The organism is Paenibacillus sp. EB106-04-04-XG159, from assembly GCF_058791835.1.
In genome coordinates this window covers 101,693-122,966 of sequence record NZ_JBYTDY010000012.1, presented here as the reverse complement: position 1 = coordinate 122,966, position 21,274 = coordinate 101,693, and the positions used below count along the sequence as shown (strand labels likewise).

At 48.4% G+C, this 21,274-nt stretch carries 18 protein-coding genes; 11 read left to right on the top strand and 7 right to left on the bottom strand.

Going from position 1 to position 21,274, the window contains the following annotated elements:
- The first annotated feature begins 2 nt into the window (after nt 1-2).
- The 8 genes from AC3WTP_RS15895 to AC3WTP_RS15860 all read left to right on the top strand — a co-directional run bounded on the left by AC3WTP_RS15895 (nt 3) and on the right by AC3WTP_RS15860 (nt 7,506).
- On the top strand, nt 3-776 hold the full coding sequence (locus AC3WTP_RS15895; RefSeq protein WP_492395601.1) for an SDR family NAD(P)-dependent oxidoreductase: 774 nt from the start codon (nt 3-5) through the stop codon (nt 774-776).
- A 39-nt stretch (nt 777-815) separates the two neighbouring features.
- The gene (locus AC3WTP_RS15890) at nt 816-1,712 is read left to right on the top strand and encodes a fumarylacetoacetate hydrolase family protein (protein WP_492395600.1); all 897 of its coding nucleotides are present in this window, start codon (nt 816-818) and stop codon (nt 1,710-1,712) included.
- Nucleotides 1,713-1,964: 252 nt separating this feature from the next.
- Nucleotides 1,965-3,260: a hemolysin family protein gene (locus AC3WTP_RS15885; RefSeq protein WP_492395599.1), complete on the top strand. Its 1,296-nt coding sequence runs from the start codon at nt 1,965-1,967 to the stop codon at nt 3,258-3,260.
- Nucleotides 3,261-3,379: 119 nt separating this feature from the next.
- The gene (locus AC3WTP_RS15880; protein WP_492395598.1) at nt 3,380-4,609 is read left to right on the top strand and encodes a PucR family transcriptional regulator; all 1,230 of its coding nucleotides are present in this window, start codon (nt 3,380-3,382) and stop codon (nt 4,607-4,609) included.
- Nucleotides 4,610-4,736: 127 nt separating this feature from the next.
- Nucleotides 4,737-5,870, top strand: coding sequence for an alanine dehydrogenase (gene ald / locus AC3WTP_RS15875; protein ID WP_492395597.1), 1,134 nt, complete (start codon nt 4,737-4,739; stop codon nt 5,868-5,870).
- Nucleotides 5,871-6,117: 247 nt separating this feature from the next.
- Nucleotides 6,118-6,579, top strand: coding sequence for a GNAT family N-acetyltransferase (locus AC3WTP_RS15870; RefSeq protein ID WP_492395596.1), 462 nt, complete (start codon nt 6,118-6,120; stop codon nt 6,577-6,579).
- Nucleotides 6,580-6,613: 34 nt separating this feature from the next.
- The gene (locus tag AC3WTP_RS15865) at nt 6,614-7,039 is read left to right on the top strand and encodes a hypothetical protein (RefSeq protein WP_492395595.1); all 426 of its coding nucleotides are present in this window, start codon (nt 6,614-6,616) and stop codon (nt 7,037-7,039) included.
- The gene (locus AC3WTP_RS15860) at nt 7,036-7,506 is read left to right on the top strand and encodes a GNAT family N-acetyltransferase (protein ID WP_492395594.1); all 471 of its coding nucleotides are present in this window, start codon (nt 7,036-7,038) and stop codon (nt 7,504-7,506) included. The genes AC3WTP_RS15865 and AC3WTP_RS15860 overlap by 4 nt, the downstream gene beginning before the upstream one ends.
- Before the next feature lie 334 nt (nt 7,507-7,840).
- On the opposite strand, the gene AC3WTP_RS15855 is transcribed toward AC3WTP_RS15860, so the two are convergent.
- Nucleotides 7,841-9,166 (bottom strand): sigma 54-interacting transcriptional regulator, encoded by a 1,326-nt coding sequence (locus AC3WTP_RS15855; RefSeq protein ID WP_492395593.1) that lies wholly within the window; start codon nt 9,164-9,166, stop codon nt 7,841-7,843.
- A gap of 202 nt (nt 9,167-9,368) precedes the next feature.
- On the opposite strand from AC3WTP_RS15855, the gene AC3WTP_RS15850 reads away from it, so the two are divergent.
- On the top strand, nt 9,369-10,289 hold the full coding sequence (locus AC3WTP_RS15850) for a proline dehydrogenase family protein (protein ID WP_492395592.1): 921 nt from the start codon (nt 9,369-9,371) through the stop codon (nt 10,287-10,289).
- Between the two features lie 40 nt (nt 10,290-10,329).
- Entirely contained in the window at nt 10,330-11,877 is a 1,548-nt protein-coding gene (pruA, locus tag AC3WTP_RS15845) for an L-glutamate gamma-semialdehyde dehydrogenase (protein WP_492395591.1), read from the top strand.
- Between the two features lie 91 nt (nt 11,878-11,968).
- On the opposite strand, the gene AC3WTP_RS15840 is transcribed toward pruA, so the two are convergent.
- The 6 genes from AC3WTP_RS15840 to AC3WTP_RS15815 form a co-directional block, all read right to left on the bottom strand.
- Entirely contained in the window at nt 11,969-12,931 is a 963-nt protein-coding gene (locus AC3WTP_RS15840; RefSeq protein ID WP_492395590.1) for an ABC transporter ATP-binding protein, read from the bottom strand.
- Nucleotides 12,928-13,920 (bottom strand): ABC transporter ATP-binding protein, encoded by a 993-nt coding sequence (locus tag AC3WTP_RS15835; protein WP_492395648.1) that lies wholly within the window; start codon nt 13,918-13,920, stop codon nt 12,928-12,930. Before AC3WTP_RS15835 ends, AC3WTP_RS15840 begins: the two co-directional genes overlap by 4 nt.
- Before the next feature lie 27 nt (nt 13,921-13,947).
- On the bottom strand, nt 13,948-14,904 hold the full coding sequence (locus AC3WTP_RS15830; protein WP_492395589.1) for an ABC transporter permease: 957 nt from the start codon (nt 14,902-14,904) through the stop codon (nt 13,948-13,950).
- Complete coding sequence (locus AC3WTP_RS15825; protein WP_492395588.1) at nt 14,901-15,839, bottom strand: ABC transporter permease; 939 nt, start codon at nt 15,837-15,839, stop codon at nt 14,901-14,903. The genes AC3WTP_RS15830 and AC3WTP_RS15825 overlap by 4 nt, the downstream gene beginning before the upstream one ends.
- A gap of 102 nt (nt 15,840-15,941) precedes the next feature.
- The gene (locus AC3WTP_RS15820; protein ID WP_492395587.1) at nt 15,942-17,651 is read right to left on the bottom strand and encodes a peptide ABC transporter substrate-binding protein; all 1,710 of its coding nucleotides are present in this window, start codon (nt 17,649-17,651) and stop codon (nt 15,942-15,944) included.
- A gap of 417 nt (nt 17,652-18,068) precedes the next feature.
- The gene (locus tag AC3WTP_RS15815) at nt 18,069-20,258 is read right to left on the bottom strand and encodes a HelD family protein (RefSeq protein WP_492395586.1); all 2,190 of its coding nucleotides are present in this window, start codon (nt 20,256-20,258) and stop codon (nt 18,069-18,071) included.
- A gap of 163 nt (nt 20,259-20,421) precedes the next feature.
- Here AC3WTP_RS15815 and AC3WTP_RS15810 point away from each other — a divergent pair, with 163 nt between their 5' ends.
- Entirely contained in the window at nt 20,422-21,264 is an 843-nt protein-coding gene (locus AC3WTP_RS15810; RefSeq protein ID WP_492395647.1) for a VanW family protein, read from the top strand.
- Nucleotides 21,265-21,274: the final 10 nt, after the last annotated feature.

Below are 21,274 nucleotides of genomic sequence, written 5' to 3'. Positions count from 1 at the left end.
ATGTGAGATTGTCCGGAAAAGTGGTACTTATAACCGGAGCAGGTTCAGGGATCGGCGAATGCACAGCCAAGCTCTTTGCGAGTGAAGGCGCAATCGTCGTTGTAAACGACATATCGCAGCACCATGGTCAGGCAACTGTAGACGCGATTGTTCATGATGGCGGCAAGGCAGTGTTCATCGGCGCGGATGTAACCGATGGAGCACAAGTGAAGGTGATGACTGACGAGATTATTCAACGTTATGGGCGTATTGATGTACTCTTCAACAACGCTGGAATCAGCGGAGTCGGCGTCCTGCATGAGATAGAGGAGGATGTATGGGATCGAGTAATGCGCGTTAATGTGACGGGTGTATATTTGACCAGCAAATATGTAATCCCGCACATGATCGAGCAGCAGTCGGGCTCCATTATCCATATGTCCTCCTGCATCGCTGAGATCGGGCTGGCCAAACGTGCCCCGTACGCAGCATCGAAGGGCGCTATTCTTGCGTTGACGAAGTCGATGCAGGTCGATTATGCAAAGTATAACATTCGCGTGAATGCACTGCTGCCGGGAACGATTATGACTCCGTTCGTCGAGAATTATCTGCGAACCTCCTATTCAGATCCGGAAGAAGCAGTTCAATCACTGAAGCAGCGCCAATTGAGCGGACAGATGGGAACACCTGATGATGTAGCGCAGGCAGCTCTATTCCTCGCTTCAGATGAGTCCAAGTTCATGATGGGTTCTCCCGTTTATGTGGACGGCGGGGTTGTATTTGGCAAGAACGCATAATGAACGATATCGGTCGCAGAAGAGAGGAGTATATCAATTATGAAATTAGTTACACTCGTGAACAACGGCAGGTCAGAGCTTGGGGTTAAGACGGAGCAAGGTATCGTAAACATCGCCGAGGCAGTGCAAGTGAATGCTGCTGCAGGCATCCCATTAACTGTAATGGAAGCCATTGAAGGCGGCGCTTCTGCAGTTGAAGCGCTTCGGCAGTTCATCGAGTCGCTTCCGTTGAACGATAAGCCTGCTTACGTATACGATGAGCAAGCCGTACAGTGGGGGCCCTGTGTCACGAATCCGAACAAGATTATTTGTATCGGGCTTAATTATCGCAAGCATGCAGAAGAGACGAACGCTCCGATTCCGGAGTTCCCGATCATATTTAACAAATTCAATAATACATTGACTTCAAATATGGCGGACATCGCCATACCGCGTGTTACTGAGAAATTAGATTATGAAGCGGAGCTAGTTATCGTAATCGGCGAACGCGCGAAGGATGTGGAACGGGATCAAGCATTAGACCATGTATTTGGCTATTGCTGTGTAAATGATCTGTCTGCTCGCGATCTTCAGCTGCGTACACCGCAATGGCTGCTTGGCAAGAGCTGTGACGATTTTAGTCCGCTTGGTCCTTACTTGGTAACAGCAGATGAGGTAGGGAATCCCAACGAGCTTGCGATTCGCGCTATCGTGAATGGTGAAGTTCGTCAGAGCTCCAACACGTCAGATATGATCTTTGCCTGTGATGAGATCGTGAGCTACTTGTCCCGTCACATGACGCTTGTACCTGGCGATATCATCTTAACGGGAACACCTGAAGGTGTTGTGCTTGGATTGCCGCTGGAGAAGCAGGTTTACTTGCAGCCAGGCGACGTTGTCACGATCGAAATTGAGAAGCTGGGTTCATTGACCAATCGATTTGTAGCGGAGCAATAATGTGATTATTTATTTTTGATTAATGGATAAGAGCCTCTTCGAGCATTGGCAGGACATTAGTGTTCTGCCATGCGCTTGCAGAGGCTCTTTATATGTAGAGAGCAGTTGGTTTCTCACGATATTGCTGGCGACATTTCTCGATAATGTGGACATACTACCTTGTAATTGCTCAGCATATGTACCGATCTCAAGCTCATACCGAGCGATGGTCGCAACGTGATATCTGTTAGATAAAGGAGCTGCTGCTTGACGATGGACAGCATCACTCAAAATTTTTTGCTAATTGCCTTACTTATTTTATTTACAGCCTTATTCGTATCGACTGAATTTGCGATCGTTAAAGTTCGCACAAGCCGTATTGACCAATTAGTGCAAGAAGGCAATAGAAGGGCGATATATGCTAAGAAAGTGATCAGCGATCTGGATGGATACCTGTCTGCTTGCCAGTTGGGCATCACGATCACGGCGCTCGGTCTTGGTTGGTTAGGTGAACCGACGGTAGAAAAGGTGCTGCATCCCTTGTTTGAGTCGCTTGACATGCCCGCGCAGGTCAATAATTTCATTTCCTTCATTATCGCTTTTGTATCCGTTACCTATATACATGTTGTCTTGGGAGAGCTCGCACCCAAAACATTGGCGATTCAGAAGGCTGAAACGATCACGCTGTTGTTTGCTCAGCCGATTATATGGTTTCATACCGTGATGTATCCGTTTATTTGGCTTTTAAACGGCTCTGCCAACGGCATTATTCGACTATTCGGGATGAAGCCGGTTAGCGAGTATGAAGAAGCACACTCTGAAGAAGAACTGCAGCTCATTATCAACGAGAGCTATGAGAGCGGAATGATCAATAATACGGAATACGGTTATGTAAGCCGGATCTTCGTATTTGATGATCTGTTGGCTAAGGAGATCATGGTGCCGCGCACCGATATGATCTGCTTGGATGGTGAACGGACGATTGATGAGAATATGTCGATCATGAAGAGCGAGCGCTATACTCGTTATCCGGTTATTAAAGATGATAAGGACTTCGTCATAGGCATTGTAAATACGAAGCAGCTATTTCTGGAGGATGGGAATGTTGGCGATAAGCTTGCCAAAGAGCTAGCTCAACCTGTGATGACCGTTTCTGAGGCGATGCCAGTGAAACAGTTGCTTCACTTTATGCAGCAGGAGAGAAGCCAGCTTGCCATACTAGCCGATGAATATGGCGGAACTTCCGGTATGATAACGATTGAGGACATATTAGAGGAGATCGTAGGCGAGATTCGAGATGAATTCGATGCAGATGAGCGAGCAAGGATTGAGATCGTGAGTGAGGACCATGTTCGGGTAGATGGGAAAGTGCTGTTAGACGAACTAAACGAGCTGCTGCATATTCATTTGGTCAGTGAAGACTTTGATACGATTGGAGGATGGCTCTATACCCAGTTCCCAGACGCACAGAAGGGCAGTACGATGACGGTTGAAGGAATTGAGTTTACTATCCTGGAAAAGGAACGGCATCGCATTAAGAAAGTAGAGATCAAGACGATGAATACCTAGCTGCTTTATTCTTAATTTGAGCAAAAATATGTAAATATCTGTACATTTCCCCTGTTCTTCTACTATGATGAAATGGAACAGCACCAACGCATAAGTAGAACGATAAGGAGCAAATCCGGATGAATAAGAGCCAAGATCCATTCGAGAGGCACTTTGAGCATTTGGAAGAGATCGCTGACACGATCAGTGAGGTACTGCAATGTCCGGTAACGATTGAGGATGCCAGCCATCGTTTGATCGCATATAGCTCTCACAAGCCTGAGACCGATCCCGTACGAATCGCGACCATCATTGGGCGCAAGGTGCCGGAAGAAGTTATCAATGTATTGTGGCGCGAAGGGATTATACAACGATTGATGGTTAGCAAGGAACCTATACGGATAGATCGTATTGACGAGGTCGGCCTGCAGAAACGAATCGCAGTCGCCATTCGCAACAACCAAGATATTCTCGGCTATATATGGGCTTTGGATGATCTTCAGATGAATGATGATGAGGCATATCCCCATCTGATGCGGGCTGCGTGGGCAGCGGGTAAGAAGCTGCTGCAGCAGCATCATCTGCGCCGCAAGCAGGAGCAGCATATGCAGGACTTCTTCTGGAATCTGCTCACAGGAGAACCGCGTACGGAGTCTGCCATTCGAGATGAAGCGCTGCAGTTGGGAATTAAGCTGCCCGCTCGGTATCAGATTAAAGTTCTGGAGTTCGAGGACGGGTTGCTGCTTCGACAGCTCGAGCAAATACCGATTACGATGTGGTCTGTACAACGCATTCGAATCACGTTGCAGCTTATCCATCAGCATCAGTTAATTCTTCTGTGCGCGCCTAAGGAGAGCATGAAGGAACAGGTGATTAGCGAAGGGGATTGGGCTCAATTGCTGCAGCAATGGAAGCAGCGCTTTGGCTTAGCGCCGGTAAGACACGGCGGGAGTTCTTATCGTGAACTATATACGCAAGTGTCCGCAAGTTATCAGGAGGCTTTGACGGTCATCCACTCGAAGCTGCGGTTTCCAAAAGAAACGATACACAGCCATAACTATGCCGACTTAGGCTATTATCGTTTCCTGCCTTCGATGGCGAAGGTGAATGAACAGCATCCATCTGCACACCCTAGTCTTATGAAGCTGCGTCGATATGACGAGCAGCATCATACGAATCTGCTGGAAACGCTGTATGTCTATCTGTCGCAGGACTGCAATGTGAAGCAGGCATCAGAAATGCTGCATGTTCATACGAATACATTGGTGTACCGGATGAAGCGTGCATCGGAGATCGGTGAGATTGATCTGGACAGCATGGACGACAAGGTTACACTTTACTTAGAACTGAAGCTGAATCAATGGCTTTAGAGACAGGCTTTTTGTATAATTATCACAAGAGCCTGTTTATTATTTTGGAATAGTTACTAAAGTTAAACAAGTTGTCACAATACTATACTAGTAGTGAATTAATAAAGCTTTACAGGGGGGCTTCGCATTGAAGATTGGAATACCGACAGAAATTAAAAACAATGAAAACCGTGTAGCGATTACTCCAGCAGGCGTGTTTGCCCTTCGTCAAGCAGGCCATGAAGTGCGAGTGGAACAGGGCGCTGGCCTTGGCAGCGGATTTAATGACAGCGATTACGCTACCGCGGGAGCAATCATCTCAGTGAATGCCGCGGCTGTGTGGAATGAATCCGATATGGTGATGAAGGTTAAGGAGCCAATAGCGGCTGAGTATGGTTATTTTCGTGAAGGGCTGATCTTATTCACATATTTGCACTTGGCGGCAGAGCCCAATCTGGCCAAAGCGCTGCTGGACCACAAGGTTACAGCTATCGCCTATGAAACCGTTGAGGTCAACCGTACATTGCCGCTGCTCACGCCAATGAGCGAAGTGGCTGGGCGGATGGCTGCTCAGGTCGGCGCTCAGATGCTGGAGAAGCCGCATGGAGGCAAGGGCATATTGTTGGGCGGCGTCCCAGGTGTACGGCGCGGGAAGGTAACGATTATTGGCGGCGGTGTTGTAGGTACCAACGCAGCCAAGATTGCTGTCGGCTTAGGCGCTGATGTGACGATTATCGATATGAGCGCCGATCGCCTGCGCCAACTGGACGATATTTTTGGATCGAGCATCCAGACGCTGATGTCTAATCCGATGAACATCGCGGACGCCGTGCGGGAATCGGATCTCGTGATTGGCGCGGTGCTCATACCTGGAGCTAAAGCGCCGAAGCTAGTGAGTGAAGATATGATACGCTCGATGCAGCCAGGATCGGTCGTCATTGATGTGGCTGTTGATCAAGGCGGTATCGTCGAAACGGTCGATCATGTGACGACTCATGACCAGCCGACGTATGTGAAGCATGGCGTAATTCATTATGCCGTCGCGAATATGCCTGGCGCTGTATCGCGAACATCGACGATGGCACTGACGAACGTCACCTTGCCTTATGCGCTGCTTATAGCCAATAAGGGACTTAAGCAGGCATTGCGCGAGAATAAAGCCTTGCTCTCGGGATTGAACGCTGCTAATGGCGCGATCACATATCATGCGGTGGCCAAAGATCTCGGTCATGCTTACGTGCCTGCGGAAGAAGCGTTAAGTCTGAAGCAAGCGGCCTATTGATCGGATAGGCAAGCCAATTAAAGATGATCTGGAACACAGCAGTTAAGGTGGGGGCCTTGGCTGCTGTTTTTTTGTGACCATTTTCATACTGTAAATAATAGTTATAGCTGAGCTTTCCGTGAAAATGAACAGACACTCCACTCGCCATTTGCTACAATGTAGCTATCTGAGCAACTTATGGATGATATTTACAGAACAATCACTAAAAAAGAGCTAGTCGTTCGTATAATATGAAGGGGGAGTTCAGTTGAACATAGAGTTAAGACCAATTGATACCCAGAACTGGTTGAAGTGCGTAAGCTTGAGAGTGGGGACTGATCAGGAAAAGTTTGTGGCGAGCAATGCGTTCTCTTTGGCACAAGCTGCATATGAACCTTCTTATAAGCCGATGGGTGTCTATTTTCAGGACGTGATGGTTGGGTTTATCATGTATGGCAAGGATCCTGATGACGATAGGTATTGGATATCAAGGTTAATGATCGCGCAGGAACATCAAGGAAAGGGGTTTGGCAAAGCGGCGCTCGTGAGCGCAATCGAAGAGTTGGCGGCGTTGCCGGACTGTACAGAAGAGATTGTGCTCAGCTATGCGCCTGGGAATGAGCATGCCGAGCATATGTATGAGCAAGTTGGGTTTCGCAAGACTGGCCGCATCATTGAAGATGAGATCGAGATGGTGTGGAAAGTTGGAAATAAAGAAACGATATCCTGATAGTTGATTAACCCGATTTATAGGAGGAATTCTCATGCCGATCTTCAAGATCATCGGTAAGAAGATGATAACTTCCATCTTAGTTGCAATTCTGCTGGCCATATTGTTAGGCGCGTTCTTTGCTAAGGTATTAAGCTTCTACACAGTCGCGCTCGTTATTTTCTTTTATACGATGGTTGCTTGTCTTGTGTTCGGCATTCTCGCTTCCTTCGGGATTGATCGGTTAATGAAGCGGCAGACAGATAAGAGCAGATGGGTTCGTGTCGCCATATTCACGTTGAGCTATGCGGCGGCAGGCTTTATCGCTTCTATTCTCACTGTATTAATAATGGGCTTAGGTAACCCGGTAGATAATCCAGCAGGCATGATTAGGATTGGCTTTGGCGTTAGCCCATTTGGCATGAGTGCCGCTATCATCTTCGGGATTCTTGATCGTGTGTTATGGAGGAATCATGTATGAAGCTGACAGATTTGACGATCCGCATGCTGGGTTCAGGACAGGAGATTCCTTATGAGCTGCTGATGCTGGCTGACCCAAGTGTGGAAATGATACAAAAATATATCAATGACAGCGTAAATATGCTGCTGCTTGATGAGGGACGCGTGATTGGGGTTTGCGTACTCTGTGATAGGGCAGAGCATACACTGGAAGTGACGAACTTAGCCGTAGATCCGGCGATGCAAGGGCAGGGCTGCGGTCAATTGCTGCTGCGTGAAGCAGCTGAATGGGCGCGAAGCAATGGCTATGCTATGCTGGAAGTCAGCACGGGCAACTCATCGATCGGGCAGCTATACCTCTATCAGAAGGTAGGCTTCCGGATCGTAGGCGTGGAGCCGGATTATTTCACGAAGCATTATGATGAACCGATCATCGAAAATGGTCTCGTTTGCTGTGACCGCATCCTGTTGAAGAAAATGCTAGTGTGAGGGGTTGAAAAAGCGTTCTGAGTGCGCGTAAGCACTTAGAACGCTTTTTAGGTTAGGTATTCTTGTAACTTGGATTTACCCCGTTATCGCCTATTACCACTGTGATTCTATCGCTGTAACGGGGGAAATCCACGTTATCTTACAGCATCGATGCTGATTGCTTATGCAAACGGCCGCGTAAACGGGAAAAACCCCGTTATCTCTCTTCATCGAAAGCGGTATCTGCACTGTAACGGGGAAAATCCCCGATACAGAGCGTAGGTGCGCCGCTGTACGCGCCCAACCCAAGAAGAGCTGCGGCAAGACAAGTCAATACAGCCCGCTCTGCCGGCGCTTAATCCAATCCATACTGGCGCAGCTTATAGTAGAGCGCACCGCGCGAGATGCCGAGCAAACGTGCGGCACGCGCCTTGTTGCCCTGCGCGCGCTTAAGCGCATCCGCGATCTTGCCGCGCTCCATTTCTTCCGAATGGACGCTGAGCGGCAGATCGTCCTCCGTCAGCTCCGCTAACGTTGTCAGCCGCGCGTAGTCCGGCAGCTCCTTCGCGGTAATCGCTGTGCCGCCCTGCGCATGCACAGCAAGCGCGGCCTGCTCCATCGCATGGCGCAGCTGCGGCAGGTTATCCGGCCAGTCATAGGCTGCGATGGCGGCAAGCGCATCTTGCCGCACAACAGGCCGGATAATCCCGAACTTGCCAGCAGCCTCGGCTAAGTAGAGGCTGCACAGTTCGGGAAGCTCCTGCACACGGTCGCGCACTGAGGGAACCTGATGCTGCACGAACGCATAGTACAGCTCCGGCAGCCAGCCATCCGCCGAGTCCTCGCCTAACGTATACAGCCCGCTTGCAGCGGAGGTGATGACTCGGCACTGAACCGGAACTCGCTTCATACCGCCCATGCGAGTGAAGCTTCCGTTGATCAGCGCATCCAGCAGCTTCTCCTGCAGCGTGAGCGGCAAGCAGTCCACATCCTTCAGATACAAGACACCGTCCGATGCAAGATCCATCTTCCCCGTGCGCTCCGTATCCCCTTGATAGCCGAATAGCTCCGCTTCGAGCAAGCCTTCCGGAATGGTCGAGCAGCTCATGGCGACGAATAATCCCGTTAACTTCAGCTCCTCATATATCCAATCTGCAATACTTCGTTTTCCTGAACCGGTTTCTCCTATAAGGAGCAGCGGTCTGCTTCGCTCCACGATCAGCATGGCTGACATCAAATGCTCCTGCTTAAACGGAAATGCAGGGGATGACAGCTTCTCGGCCTCAGCCCCCCTGTACATTTCCGCGCTTAGCTTAACGAAGGAAGTCATATCGTTTTCGATGGATACAGCGCCAAGCAGAGTGCCATCGTCACTCCATAGAGGGGAGGCATTAATCATCACATGAACGTTAGGTCGCGGTTCATGATACAGCTGTCGTATAGGTGCTCCGCTCTCCATGACCTGAAAAAGCATGACAGACTCCCGTTGAAAAAATTCAGCGATCCGTCTGCCAACGATCGTGGATTGTGCTATACCGTACATTTCTTCTGCGCGCCGATTCCAATAGATAACGGTTCCTTCCGGATCAACCACGGTCACAGCATCGTTGACAGCGTCGAGAAGTCCGTTCAACAGCGACTGCAATTGCGGCGCAGCCCACACATCCGCCTGTTGTCTCATAAGAAGTCATCTCCGTCTTATAGTTGTTGTCCATATTATGGCAAAGGAATCTTATGATTGCAATTGATTTACTCGAACCAATCAATACCATAATATTCTAATTTGTTTATTTACAAAATAAACCATAAGTGATTATAATTAAACACAACGAAGAGAAGTGTTTAAAAATTGTACACATTTGATGTAGGGGGCTTAATTGCCAATGGAAAGCATGATGCGTAATGCTTTTTTATTTCTCTCGAAGAATCGAACGGTCAACCGTGCAGCTAAGAAATACGGTCTCCGCTTCGGTGCTAGACGCTTTGTCGCAGGTGTTCAAATTATGGAAGCGATTACAGCGGTGCGTGAGCTGAACGCCAAAGGGATCGTTGCCACACTGGACCATCTTGGTGAGTTCATCTCAACGCCCCAAGAAGCGGAAGAAGCAGTTCAGTGCTGTATTCGCACATTGGAGGAGATAGCGAAGAGCGGCGTAAAGTCGAATCTGTCCATCAAGATGACCCAGCTTGGACTCGATATTTCGAAGGAGCTGTGCATGAAGCATATGTGTATGATCCTAGATACGGCGCGTACCTACGGCAACTTCGTTCGCATCGATATGGAGGATTATGCTCATAACGAGATCTCGCTTGATATTTTTAACGAGCTGCGCAAGGAATACGGAGATACCGTAGGAATTGTGATCCAGGCCTATTTGTATAAGAGTGAAGCGGATATCGAGAAGCTGAGTGTGCATCGTCCTAACCTGCGCCTCGTAAAAGGTGCCTACAAAGAATCCACCGAGGTGGCATTTCCACTCAAAGAAGACGTTGACCGCAATTATGTACGGATCATCGAGCAGCACCTGCTTAAAGGCCATTATGCCGCTATCGCCACACATGACGATCAGATCATTAACCATGTAAAAACGTTCGTGAAGGCGAACAGAATCCCTAACTCGCAATTCGAATTTCAGATGCTGTACGGAATTCGTGTTCAAGCGCAGCGTCAACTAGCCGAGGAAGGCTATAAGATGCGGGTATATGTGCCCTATGGCGATGATTGGTACGGGTATTTTATGCGCCGTTTGGCGGAGCGTCCGGCTAATGTTTGGTTCGTATTGAAGTCCATGTTCAAGTCCTAATTTGCTTTATAAATGAAATGAATGTAGGGAGGATCCGAAGATGACGATGATGCCATTTCGCAACGAGCCGTTTACGAATTTTGCTGTAGAAGCTAATAATCTGCAGATGGAAGCCGCTTTACAGAAAGTAGCTGCTGAGTTAGGGCGCACGTATCCCTTAACAATTAATGGAGAGAAGATCATGACGGATAAGACGTCAGTATCCATCAATCCTGGCGATATCGATCAAGTGATCGGTCATGTCGCACAAGCGGATCAAGCGTTAGCTCTGCAAGCAATCGCTTCAGCACAGGAAGCATTTCAGCAATGGCAGCATGTCAGTCCAGATGAGCGAGCAGGGTACCTGTTCAAGGCTGCAGCTGTGATGAGAAGACGCAAATTCGAATATGCGGCATGGCTCGTATACGAGGTCGGCAAGAATTGGGGAGAGGCTGACGCAGATGTGGCGGAAGCGATTGACTTCCTAGAGTTCTACGCGCGGGAGATGGTGCGTTTAAGCGGTCCGCAGCCCCTGACGCTGCTGGAAGGTGAAGACAATCGTCTTACCTACATTCCACTTGGAGTAGGGGTTGTCATTCCACCTTGGAACTTCCCGTTGGCGATCATGGCAGGCATGACGACTGCTGCTATCGTGGCTGGCAACACGGTTGTTCTGAAGCCAGCGTCAACATCTCCTGTTATCGCGGCTAAGTTCATAGAGCTGATGGAGGAAGTAGGGCTCCCTGCAGGTGTGATCAACTTCATTCCTGGATCGGGCGCCGAGATCGGAGATTTGCTGGTCGATCACCCGCAGACTCGCTTCGTTTCATTTACAGGCTCCAGAGATGTCGGTCTGCGCATCAATGAACGAATCGCCCGTACACAGCCAGGTCAGTTGTGGATCAAGAGGCTCATCGCGGAAATGGGCGGCAAAGACGGCATCGTCGTTGATCAAAGTGCGAATGTGGAGGAAGCGGCAACGGCTATCGTTCAGTCCGCATTCGGATTCCAAGGACAGAAGTGCTCTGCCGGCTCGAGAGCGATCATTCACGCTGAGATATATGACCAAGTGCTTGAGCGTGTAACGGAGAAGACGAAGACGCTGGAGATTGGCTCTGCCATAATCAACAAATCAATTGGTCCTGTAATCGATAAGAATGCCTACGACAAGATATTAGAATACATGGAGATCGGCAAGCAAGAGGGGCGACTTATCGCAGGTGGATCGGCTGCAGAAGGCAATGGGTATTATATTCAACCTACTATATTCGCTGACGTTGATTCGCGAGCTCGCATTATGCAAGAGGAAATATTCGGACCTGTACTGGCCTTCTGCAAGGCAGACAGCTTTGAGCAAGCGATAGACATCTTCAATGATACGGAATATGGATTAACAGGTGCTGTATTCAGCAGCAGCCGTGAGCATCTGGAGTATGCGAGAGCACGTATGCATTGCGGCAATCTGTACTTTAACCGCAAATGTACCGGCGCACTCGTAGGCGTTCATCCATTTGGCGGATTCAATATGTCAGGCACCGATTCAAAGGCAGGGGGCAGGGATTACTTGCTGCTCTTCACACAGGCGAAGCTGGTTTCGGAGAAATACTGAACTTAACCTACGCACTTAAATTAATCGTACACATGCTATTCAAAAGGCAGTGCATACTCCCATGGGAGCGTGCACTGCCTTAGTTTATGAATTATACATGATGGCAAGCTACAAAATGTCCTGACTTCGTTTCTCGGAAAGCAGGTGCTTCCTTCGCGCATAGTTCACTGGCTACTGGACAACGAGTGCGAAAGTGACAGCCGGAAGGCGGATTGATCGGGCTTGGGATCTCTCCCTGCAAGACGATTCGCTCCTTTTGTGCTTCTACTTCCGGGTCAGGGACTGGAATAGCTGACATCAGCGCCTTTGTATAAGGATGAAGCGGGTCTGAATACAGAGTTGAGCTGTCTGCTAATTCAACCATCTTGCCCAGATACATCACGGCGACTCTGTCGCTAATATGCTTGACCATGGACAAGTCGTGCGCGATGAATAAATACGTTAATCCTAAGCGTTCTTGCAGCTCTTTCAACAGATTCACAACCTGCGCTTGGATCGATACATCGAGCGCGGAGATGGGCTCATCGCAGATGATGAACTGCGGATTAACTGCAAGCGCGCGCGCAATTCCAATTCGCTGCCGTTGTCCGCCTGAGAATTCATGAGGATAACGATTCGCATGATCCGGATTCAAGCCGACTAGATCGAGCAATTCCTCTACGCGGCGCTTCCTCTCGGCACGGCTTGCAGCAAGCTTATGAATGTCGAGCGCTTCGCCGATGATATCCGTGATCGTCATGCGCGGGTTCAACGAAGCGTACGGATCTTGAAATATCATCTGCATCTGACGACGCAAAGCCTTCATACTCGTTCTGTTCAGTCTATTTATGTTTGATCCATTGAAACGAACCTGTCCTGCGGTTGGTTCATACAGCCGAAGCATCGTACGGCCGACTGTTGATTTGCCGCAGCCGGATTCACCGACCATCCCCAGCGTTTCCCCGCGGTACACGTTAAAGCTGACATCGTTAACTGCCTTCAGCAATCCACCGTGCTTCACAGGAAAGAACTTCTTCAAGCTCTCAACTTGAACGAGCGCTTCTAATTGTGTCATAGGGAAACCTCCTGTGCCATCGGGTGGAGCAGCCAACAGCGTGATTGATGGGTGTCGGTAATGTCGACAAGCTCCGGTTGATGCGTCTTGCAGATGTTCATCGCATGCTCGCATCGCGCGCAGAAGCCGCAGCCTGCAGGCGGTTTTAGCAGATCAGGCGGCGTTCCGTGAATAGGGATTAGAGGCTCGTTCTTCTGCTGATCGATCCGCGGTAGGGAACGAAGCAGCCCTTTCGTATAGGGATGCTTAGGACTTTTGAAGATTTCCCATTTCGTCCCTGATTCCACGACTTTACCGGCATACATGACGATTACGCGATCGCATAAGTCGGCCACAATGCCGAGATCATGCGTGATTAAGATAATGGAGGTATTGAATTTCTCCTGCAGATCCTTCATCACATTTAGAATCTGTGCTTGTATGGTCACATCCAGTGCGGTTGTTGGTTCATCAGCAATGAGCAGCGCTGGGTGACAAGCCAACGCAATCGCGATCATGGCTCTTTGCCGCATACCGCCAGAGAATTCATGCGGGAACTGATTATAACGGGATACAGCGTTGGGTATCCCAACCAGCGTAAGCATCTCGATCGCGGTTTGCTTCGCTTGTGATCGCCGCATCTTCTTATGCTTCTCCAGCACTTCGGTGATTTGTCTGCCTATTGTCATCGTTGGATTCAGCGAGGTCATAGGATCCTGAAATATCATTCCGATCTCTTTGCCCCGATAGGCTTGCATCTCCTTCTCCTTCAAGTTCAGCAGATTCATTCCGTTAAATAGAATCTCCCCGTTCTTGACACGAGAGGGTGGAGAAGGTAGGAGACGCATAATACTTTGGGCTGTAACGCTCTTGCCGCAGCCGGATTCACCAACGATAGCAACCGCTTCACCCGGATTCACATGAAAGGATACACCTCGTACAGCTTGAACTTCACCAGCACGGACATCGAAGGAAACATGTAAATCCTTAACTTCTAATATGGGCTGCACTTTTTCCATGCGGTTTCCTCCTTGTCCTTATTTTTTGAGCTTAGGATCGATCGCATCTCTCATGCCATCACCGAATAAGTTGAAGGCGAGCATCGTTAAGCTGATTAAGATGGCAGGGAACAGCATGCGCCAAGGATACAAGATCATGGCCTGCAGCGCATCATTGATCATTGTTCCCCACGAGGCTGCAGGAAGCTGAACGCCGAGACCTAGGAAGCTGAGCACAGCCTCAGCAAAGATCGATGAAGGTACAGCCAGTGTTAACGTTACGATGATCGGTCCTAGTGTGTTCGGGATCAGATGACGGAATATGATTCTCGCTCCTGATGCGCCCAAGGAGCGTGACGCAAGCACATACTCTTGAGTTTTGAGCTGCATGATCTGGCCGCGAACGATCCAAGACATATTGATCCATCCGGTCAGGCACAGCGCGATAATGATCGTCAGCAGACTCGGCTTGAATACGACGACGAGCAGGATGGCAACGAGCAGATCCGGAATAGAATAGATAACCTCAGATACTTTGTTCATCAATTCATCTAATTTACCTCCGAGATAGCCCATAATACCGCCGTAAATAACCCCAAATATCAAGTTGATCATCGCAGCTGTAAATCCGACCAGCAAGGAGATGCGAGCTCCCATCCATGTTCGCGCGAACATATCTCGACCTAGATCGTCCGTTCCAAACCAATGCTCTGCCGAGGGTGGTTTATTCGTTAGCATGAGATTCGTCTTGGAGAAGTCGTGAGGTGTCAGAAACGGACCAACGATCGCCATAATGATGAGCAGCACTAGAATGACTAGGCCTGTCATTGCAGCCCAGTTGGAGCGCAATCTAAGCCACACATCCCGCCAAGCAGATATGCTTTCGCGTTCTATAGCTTCAGAAGCGTGCTCGTCAATGTCAGCCTTGCGAAATTGATCGGGTGTAAATGAACCCGGTTGGATCGTCTTCGGCTTGTTATATTTATATGAAATCATGCCGCACGCTCCTTTCGCTTTCCGAGCTTAATGCGAGGATCGATGAAGCCGTAAGCGATATCGGTAATCAAGCGAGCCGTCATCAAGATTAAGCCGTAAAAGATTGTGATTCCCATGATAAGCGAATAATCGCGGTTGCCGATACTCATGACATATATCTTGCCTAGTCCGGCTATGCCGAATATTTGCTCGATAATAAATGAACCCGTAATCACGTTGGCTGTAAGTGGTCCAAGATAGGTGACGACTGGCAAGATGCCGTTGCGCAGCACGTGCCGCTGCATGATCGTCCACGTGCTTAAGCCTTTGGAACGAGCCGTCTTAATATAATCGGAATGCAGCACTTCGAGCATATTAGATCGTGTTAATCGCGCGATAAAGGCGATAGGGAGTGCTGATAATGCAATTGTAGGGAGGACGAAGTCCTTCGCCTCATTCAAGCCGACCACATTGAAGATTGGAATCTTTACGCCTAAGAGCCATTGCAGCAAAGAAGCCAGCACGAAGCTTGGAACGGACACGCCAATAACAGCCAGAACCATTGCGGACGTATCTAATTGCCTTCGATGATGGAACGCAGCGGTCATTCCGAGGGTGACCCCAACGAGTACAGCTGTCAGTACAGCTACGATTCCAAGGCGAAGCGAGAAGGGGAAGGAGTCTCGGATGAACTGTATGACTTCTCGATCATGCATTTTCATGGATATTCCTAAGTCGCCTGATAGGAGATTGGCCAGATAAACACGATACTGTTCTAAATAGGGCTTATCTAACCCATACTGCGCGTACAATCGCTCTCTTATTTCGGGAGCTACAGCTTTCTCTTTTGTAAATGGATCACCTGGAATCGCTTTCATGAGTACGAAGGTGATGGTGGCTAACACGAGCATGGATACGAGAAAGAAGAAACATTTGTTTAATATATATCGCAGCATCTGAGTATTTCACCGCCTCATTCGAATGAGTATTGCAAAAACGGGATACAAGACAGCTAGGCCGCTTGCATCCCGACTTGCATATTTATGGTGAGGCTGGAGTTATTCCAGATAACCTCTTGTGAAATGGAGCATGCCTTGGTAGTCGTGGAATACGTTCTTGACATTAGGCTTCATCATACCGACCATACTGTTGTTGTAGATTGGCATCAGGGCCATATCGTCGCCGATGATAATCTGTTCCGCCTGCGCGATAATCTCTCTGCGCTTTACTGGATCAGCTTCTTTCTTTGCTTGAATGATTAACTCGTCGAATTTCGGATTGCTGTAGCCGAGGTCATTGTTGCCGCTGCCTGTCGTATACAGATCCATAAAGGTCATCGCGTCGTTATAATCCGGCGACCAGCCTGCACGAGCAACCTGGTAGTTCAATGCAGTACGATCCTTCAAGAATACAGCCCACTCCTGATTCTGGATCTGGACGTTAATGCCTAGATTCTGTTTCCACATGTCGACGATGGCGAGCGCTACCTTCTTGTGGAGGTCATTGGTGTTATAAGTAAGCGTGAACTCCGGCATTGCCGTCAAGTTAGATTCTGCTAAGCCTTCTGCGAGCAGCTTTTTGGCTTCTTCTACATTTTCTTCAAAATAGTTGACTGGAACCTCATTACGGTACTGTTCTTTGACACCATTAATGCCGATCGGCACCATGTAATAGGCTTGAGTCTGCCCGCCCATCGTCACATTCTCAACGATGGCTTTGCGGTCGATCGCCAATGACAGCGCTTTACGTATCTTTACATTGTCAAACGGCTTAGCTTGGTTGTTGAACAGGTAATAATACAGTCCTGCTTCCGGCTGAATGATGAGCTCATCCTTTTTCGTCTGCTTCAAGGTCGCGATCTGATCAGTAGGAATCGTCCCTGTTGGACGTCCAACATAATCAAGTGCATTTGTCTCATACATATTGAGCTGTGACATGGAGTCTTCGACCATGGTCATAGATACTTTAGTGAACTTGATCTCATCTTTAGCATAATAGTTCTCATTCGGCACGAGCTCGAGAGAAGATTGGTGCACCCAATTCGAGACCTTGAATGGACCGTTAGAAACGATTGTATTCGCTTCGCTTGCCCATGTCTTCGGATTGTCTTTAGCTGACTTATGAACAGGATAGTAGGTTTGGAAGGAGAGTAGATTCAAGAAGTATGGAGTAGGGTTGACTAGGTTGACTACCAATGTATAATCATCAGTTGCTTTAACACCAACTTGGCTGGCATCTGTAATCTTCTTCGTATTGAACTCTTCACCATTCACCAGATAGAACAGTTGGTAGTTATATGGCGGGGCAGGCTCTGTTGCAGGATCAAGCACACGCTGCCAAGCATACACGAAGTCATGTGCGGTTACAGGGTCGCCATTCGACCACTTAGCATCCTTGCGAATATTGAACGTGTACGTCTTGCCATCATCCGAAAGGGTCCACTTTTCTGCCATTCCCGGCAGTACTTCATCCTTTTCGTTGACGCGAGTTAATCCTTCAAATGTCGCGGACAGTACAGTAAATGATGTCACATCCTGAGCTTGACCTGGATCCAGCGAAGGCGGCTCAGTACCGAGGTTGAAGCGGAATACTTGCTCTTTTGTGGCTTCCTTAGGAGGATCATCCTTCTTGGTCTCTGTTTTAGTTTCTGTCTTAGTTTCTGTCTTTGGCGGCTCAGCTGTTTTCGGCGAGTTGCCTCCACAAGCACTCACGAATGCGCTTACAGCAAGTAATAGCATCAATACAAGCAGCAAGGATCTTCTCTTCATGTGTCTTTGTACCCCTCTCGGATTCAATATGTTGCCAATGTCAATGACTAGGCTAGACATTCTCAGGGGATGATTGACAGTTGGATTGTACCATATAATACCATATAAATTTGAAGTCGTCATGTACAATTTTTTGTTTATTCCGAAAAATGTCTATTAAGGGGAATCAAACGTCCATATTGAGAGTACAAAAAGGAGTGGAACAGAGGATTATTCGTGTTTCGATACATTTCGAGTGTAGATTCTGCTATTTGATAGAATCATATCGAAATAAATAATAAAAACCCAAATACAGTAAGATAATATTATGCCATTCTACAAATACTTCCTAAATCACTCTTCTTTCGCGAAAATACCCAGACTAGACACATGGTCTTCGTCTGGGTATTTTGAGGTTCCATCTAGGGCAAAAAGCTCTTAGAGCTGAACATGTTCAGTCCATTCATCATCGTTCTCGGGAACTAGCGGACTTAATTCACCCTCTGCGCATAATGTCAATTCATGAAGAGCACGTGTACATCCTACATACATAAGCCGTGCTTCCAATGGGTTCGCCTGATAATGGACAGCATCCGCGCTTGTCAGCAGGACAGCATCGAATTCTAGACCTTTGGACAAATAAACAGGCAAGACGGATACGCCGCCGGTATACTTCTGCTGTCTGCCATCTATTAGGCTGGCCTGAACGCCCATAGCCTGCAGCTGCTCGTATAAGCTTCGAGCTTCATCCGTTGTACGAGTCAGGATGGCAGTTGTCTGATATCCTTGCTCCAGGTGACGTTCGAGCTCACGCTTTATCCAAGTTACAGTTTCTTGTGAGTTCATATGCACGATCCGTACACGATTGCCGCCTCGGAACACAGGCTCCGCCAGCATGCTGGTTTGTACGCCGCGCTTCAGAATCGTGTTGGCGAAATGTATGATTTCCATCGTTGAACGGTAACTGCGAGTAAGCGCGTAATAGGATGACAGCTCAGGCCCGAACAGCTCGCGCATCTCAGACCAATCTTCAATTCCCGCATAAGCATGGATGCCCTGTGATAGATCGCCCAGCACAGTAAACGAGTGGGTCTTGACCATACGATCAAGCAGAGCGATCTGCAGCGGAGAGAAGTCCTGCGCTTCATCGATTACGACGTGATCGAAGCGAGCAGAAGATTCTATGCCATATAGGCTGATATGAAGATAGACAAGCGACGCCAGGTCTTCAGGCTTAATATACTTCTTTTTTATATGCTTAAGCGTTTCATTGACTGCGGAAGCAGGCAGCAGCTGCTCGGTTGCTTCAGATTGAAGCAATGATTTATAGACCTGCAAAACGTCAGTGTTAGGCCACTTCTTCATATAGGCCTTGAGGCGAGAAGACGATTTCTTCTTATTATCTTGAAGCTGCGTACGATTGCGTATCAGCTTGAGCTCCATCTCGATCCAACGCTGGATTCGAGCTTGAATTCGCACCACTCTCTTTGCCGGTTCATAGGACTTGTAATCGTGAGTGAACCATTCCAGAATCGTGGCCCGTGGAAGGGTGTGGTTATCCCATGGCGAGAAGTCCTCTTCTGGGACGGCATGTTCCACCCAACGCTCGATATGCTCATCCAAGAGCTTCATCCAGCGTAAAGATCCCTTGATTCTGCCGACGGTTTCGGATGTGAACTCCGGTCGATTTTCGATCGAGCCGTACCAATGTTCAATCTCGTCCATCACATCGGCTAATTTAACGTGTTCATCAAGACCAGTTAATTCTAACGCCCAATCGGAAAATGTACGTTGTTGAATGTCACCCACACCGAGTTCAGGCAGAACGTCGCTGATATAATCGAGAAACATACGGTTTGGCGCGAATATAATCATGCGCTCGCTCTTCAGCTGCTCATGATATTGATATAGGAGAAAAGCCAATCGGTGAAGAGCTACGGTAGTCTTACCGCTTCCTGCCACACCTTGAATGAACAAAGCCTGATTCTTAGCGGCTCGGATAATGAGATCCTGCTCAGCTTGAATCGTAGATACGATGTCTCGCAAGCGATTGTCCTTATTCTCGCCAAGTCGATAAACGAGGAATTCGTCCGTAACGTGTTCTTCGCTGGAATCGCGATTGTAGGTATCGACGACGCGCTGCAGCTGTTCTTTGCGCACGACAAGGTTGCGCTTGAGATATATATCTGCTTCAATCGTACCTTCTGGACATTCATAAGAAGCGGGAGCAGTACCGCCAGTGAAAGAGTAGAACAAGCTCGCAACGGGGGCTCGCCAATCGATGACAAGCGGATACAAATCCTCTTCTTCCTTGCCGAGTGAGCCTGCTGACAATGGGATAGGCGTCTTGCTGTCCATACCTACGCCGTGCTTGCCGATATACAGCGGGATGGTGTTTGTTCGAGTTGTTTCTCGAATGTCGATGCGTCCGAAGTATGGCTCGCGTTCGGCACGCTTCAGCCGCTGCCGCCGCTGCTCACGCGCATCTTCGAGAACCTGCTCGGTGAAATTATCCCCCGTGTAAACAGGGATACGTCGAAGTGCTTCATACTGCTTGCTAATTTCCAGCAGTGTCTGTTCAAGACGTTGGTGCTCTTCTTGATAGGCACTTTGAAATGTGTCGTTCACCTTCAGTTACCTCCTAAGAATAATAGTGGTCCATTTTACTGTTGTATGGCTACTGGAAAATGGGAATAAGAAACCTACTATATCATAACCACATCCTGCATTCAACATTCTGTTATAATCAATGAAATGGTTAACTAGGAGAAAGGTGGTATACGTGGATTTCATGCTTAAGTATCGACCTATTAAACGTTCTTCTATTAGATTAGCCGCAGGGAAGGCTTATTATCGTCTAAACCGTTATGCACATTGGTGGAAGATGAGAGAGCAGTTTGCGCTAACCCGCAGCCAAGATAAGCTAGATTATATCATTGCTGAACACAGCACACCGCTTTACCGAGAGCTTCATGAAGTCGACCGCAGTATACAGGAAGCCAAAGTACATAATCTGCATCTCGCGGTTGAACGATTGAACGGCATCGTTATGGAGCCTGGTAAAGTATTCTCTTACTGGCGTCTCATCGGTAAGCCGACGAAGCGCAAGGGATATCAGCCCGGAATGGTTCTGTACTGCGGCCAGATGAGACTTGGTATAGGTGGGGGATTGTGTCAGCTATCTAACTTGATCTATTGGATCACGCTGCATTCCCCATTAGAGGTAGTAGAGCGCTATCGGCATTCCTATGATGTATTTCCCGATGCTAATCGGACGCAGCCGTTTGGGAGCGGGGCGACATGTGCTTATAACTATTTGGATCTCATGATTCGCAATTCGACGAAAGAGAGATATCAGCTAGTACTTGAAGTAGGAGAGACTCATCTGCGCGGAGAATGGCGTTCAACTGCTTCTCCTCGATATCAATACAGGATCGAGGAGCGCAACCATCGAATGACGTTGGAGCCATGGGGCGGTCATATGCGCCATAATGAGCTGTATCGCCAAGTATATTCGCTTGATGGAACATGGTTAAGGGATGAAAGCATAGCGGAGAATCACGCGTTAATGATGTACGCGCCGTTGTTGGCTGATGGCAAGGGGGAGAGTCGTAGCAAGAAGTTGACAAAGTGATGTTGGAGGA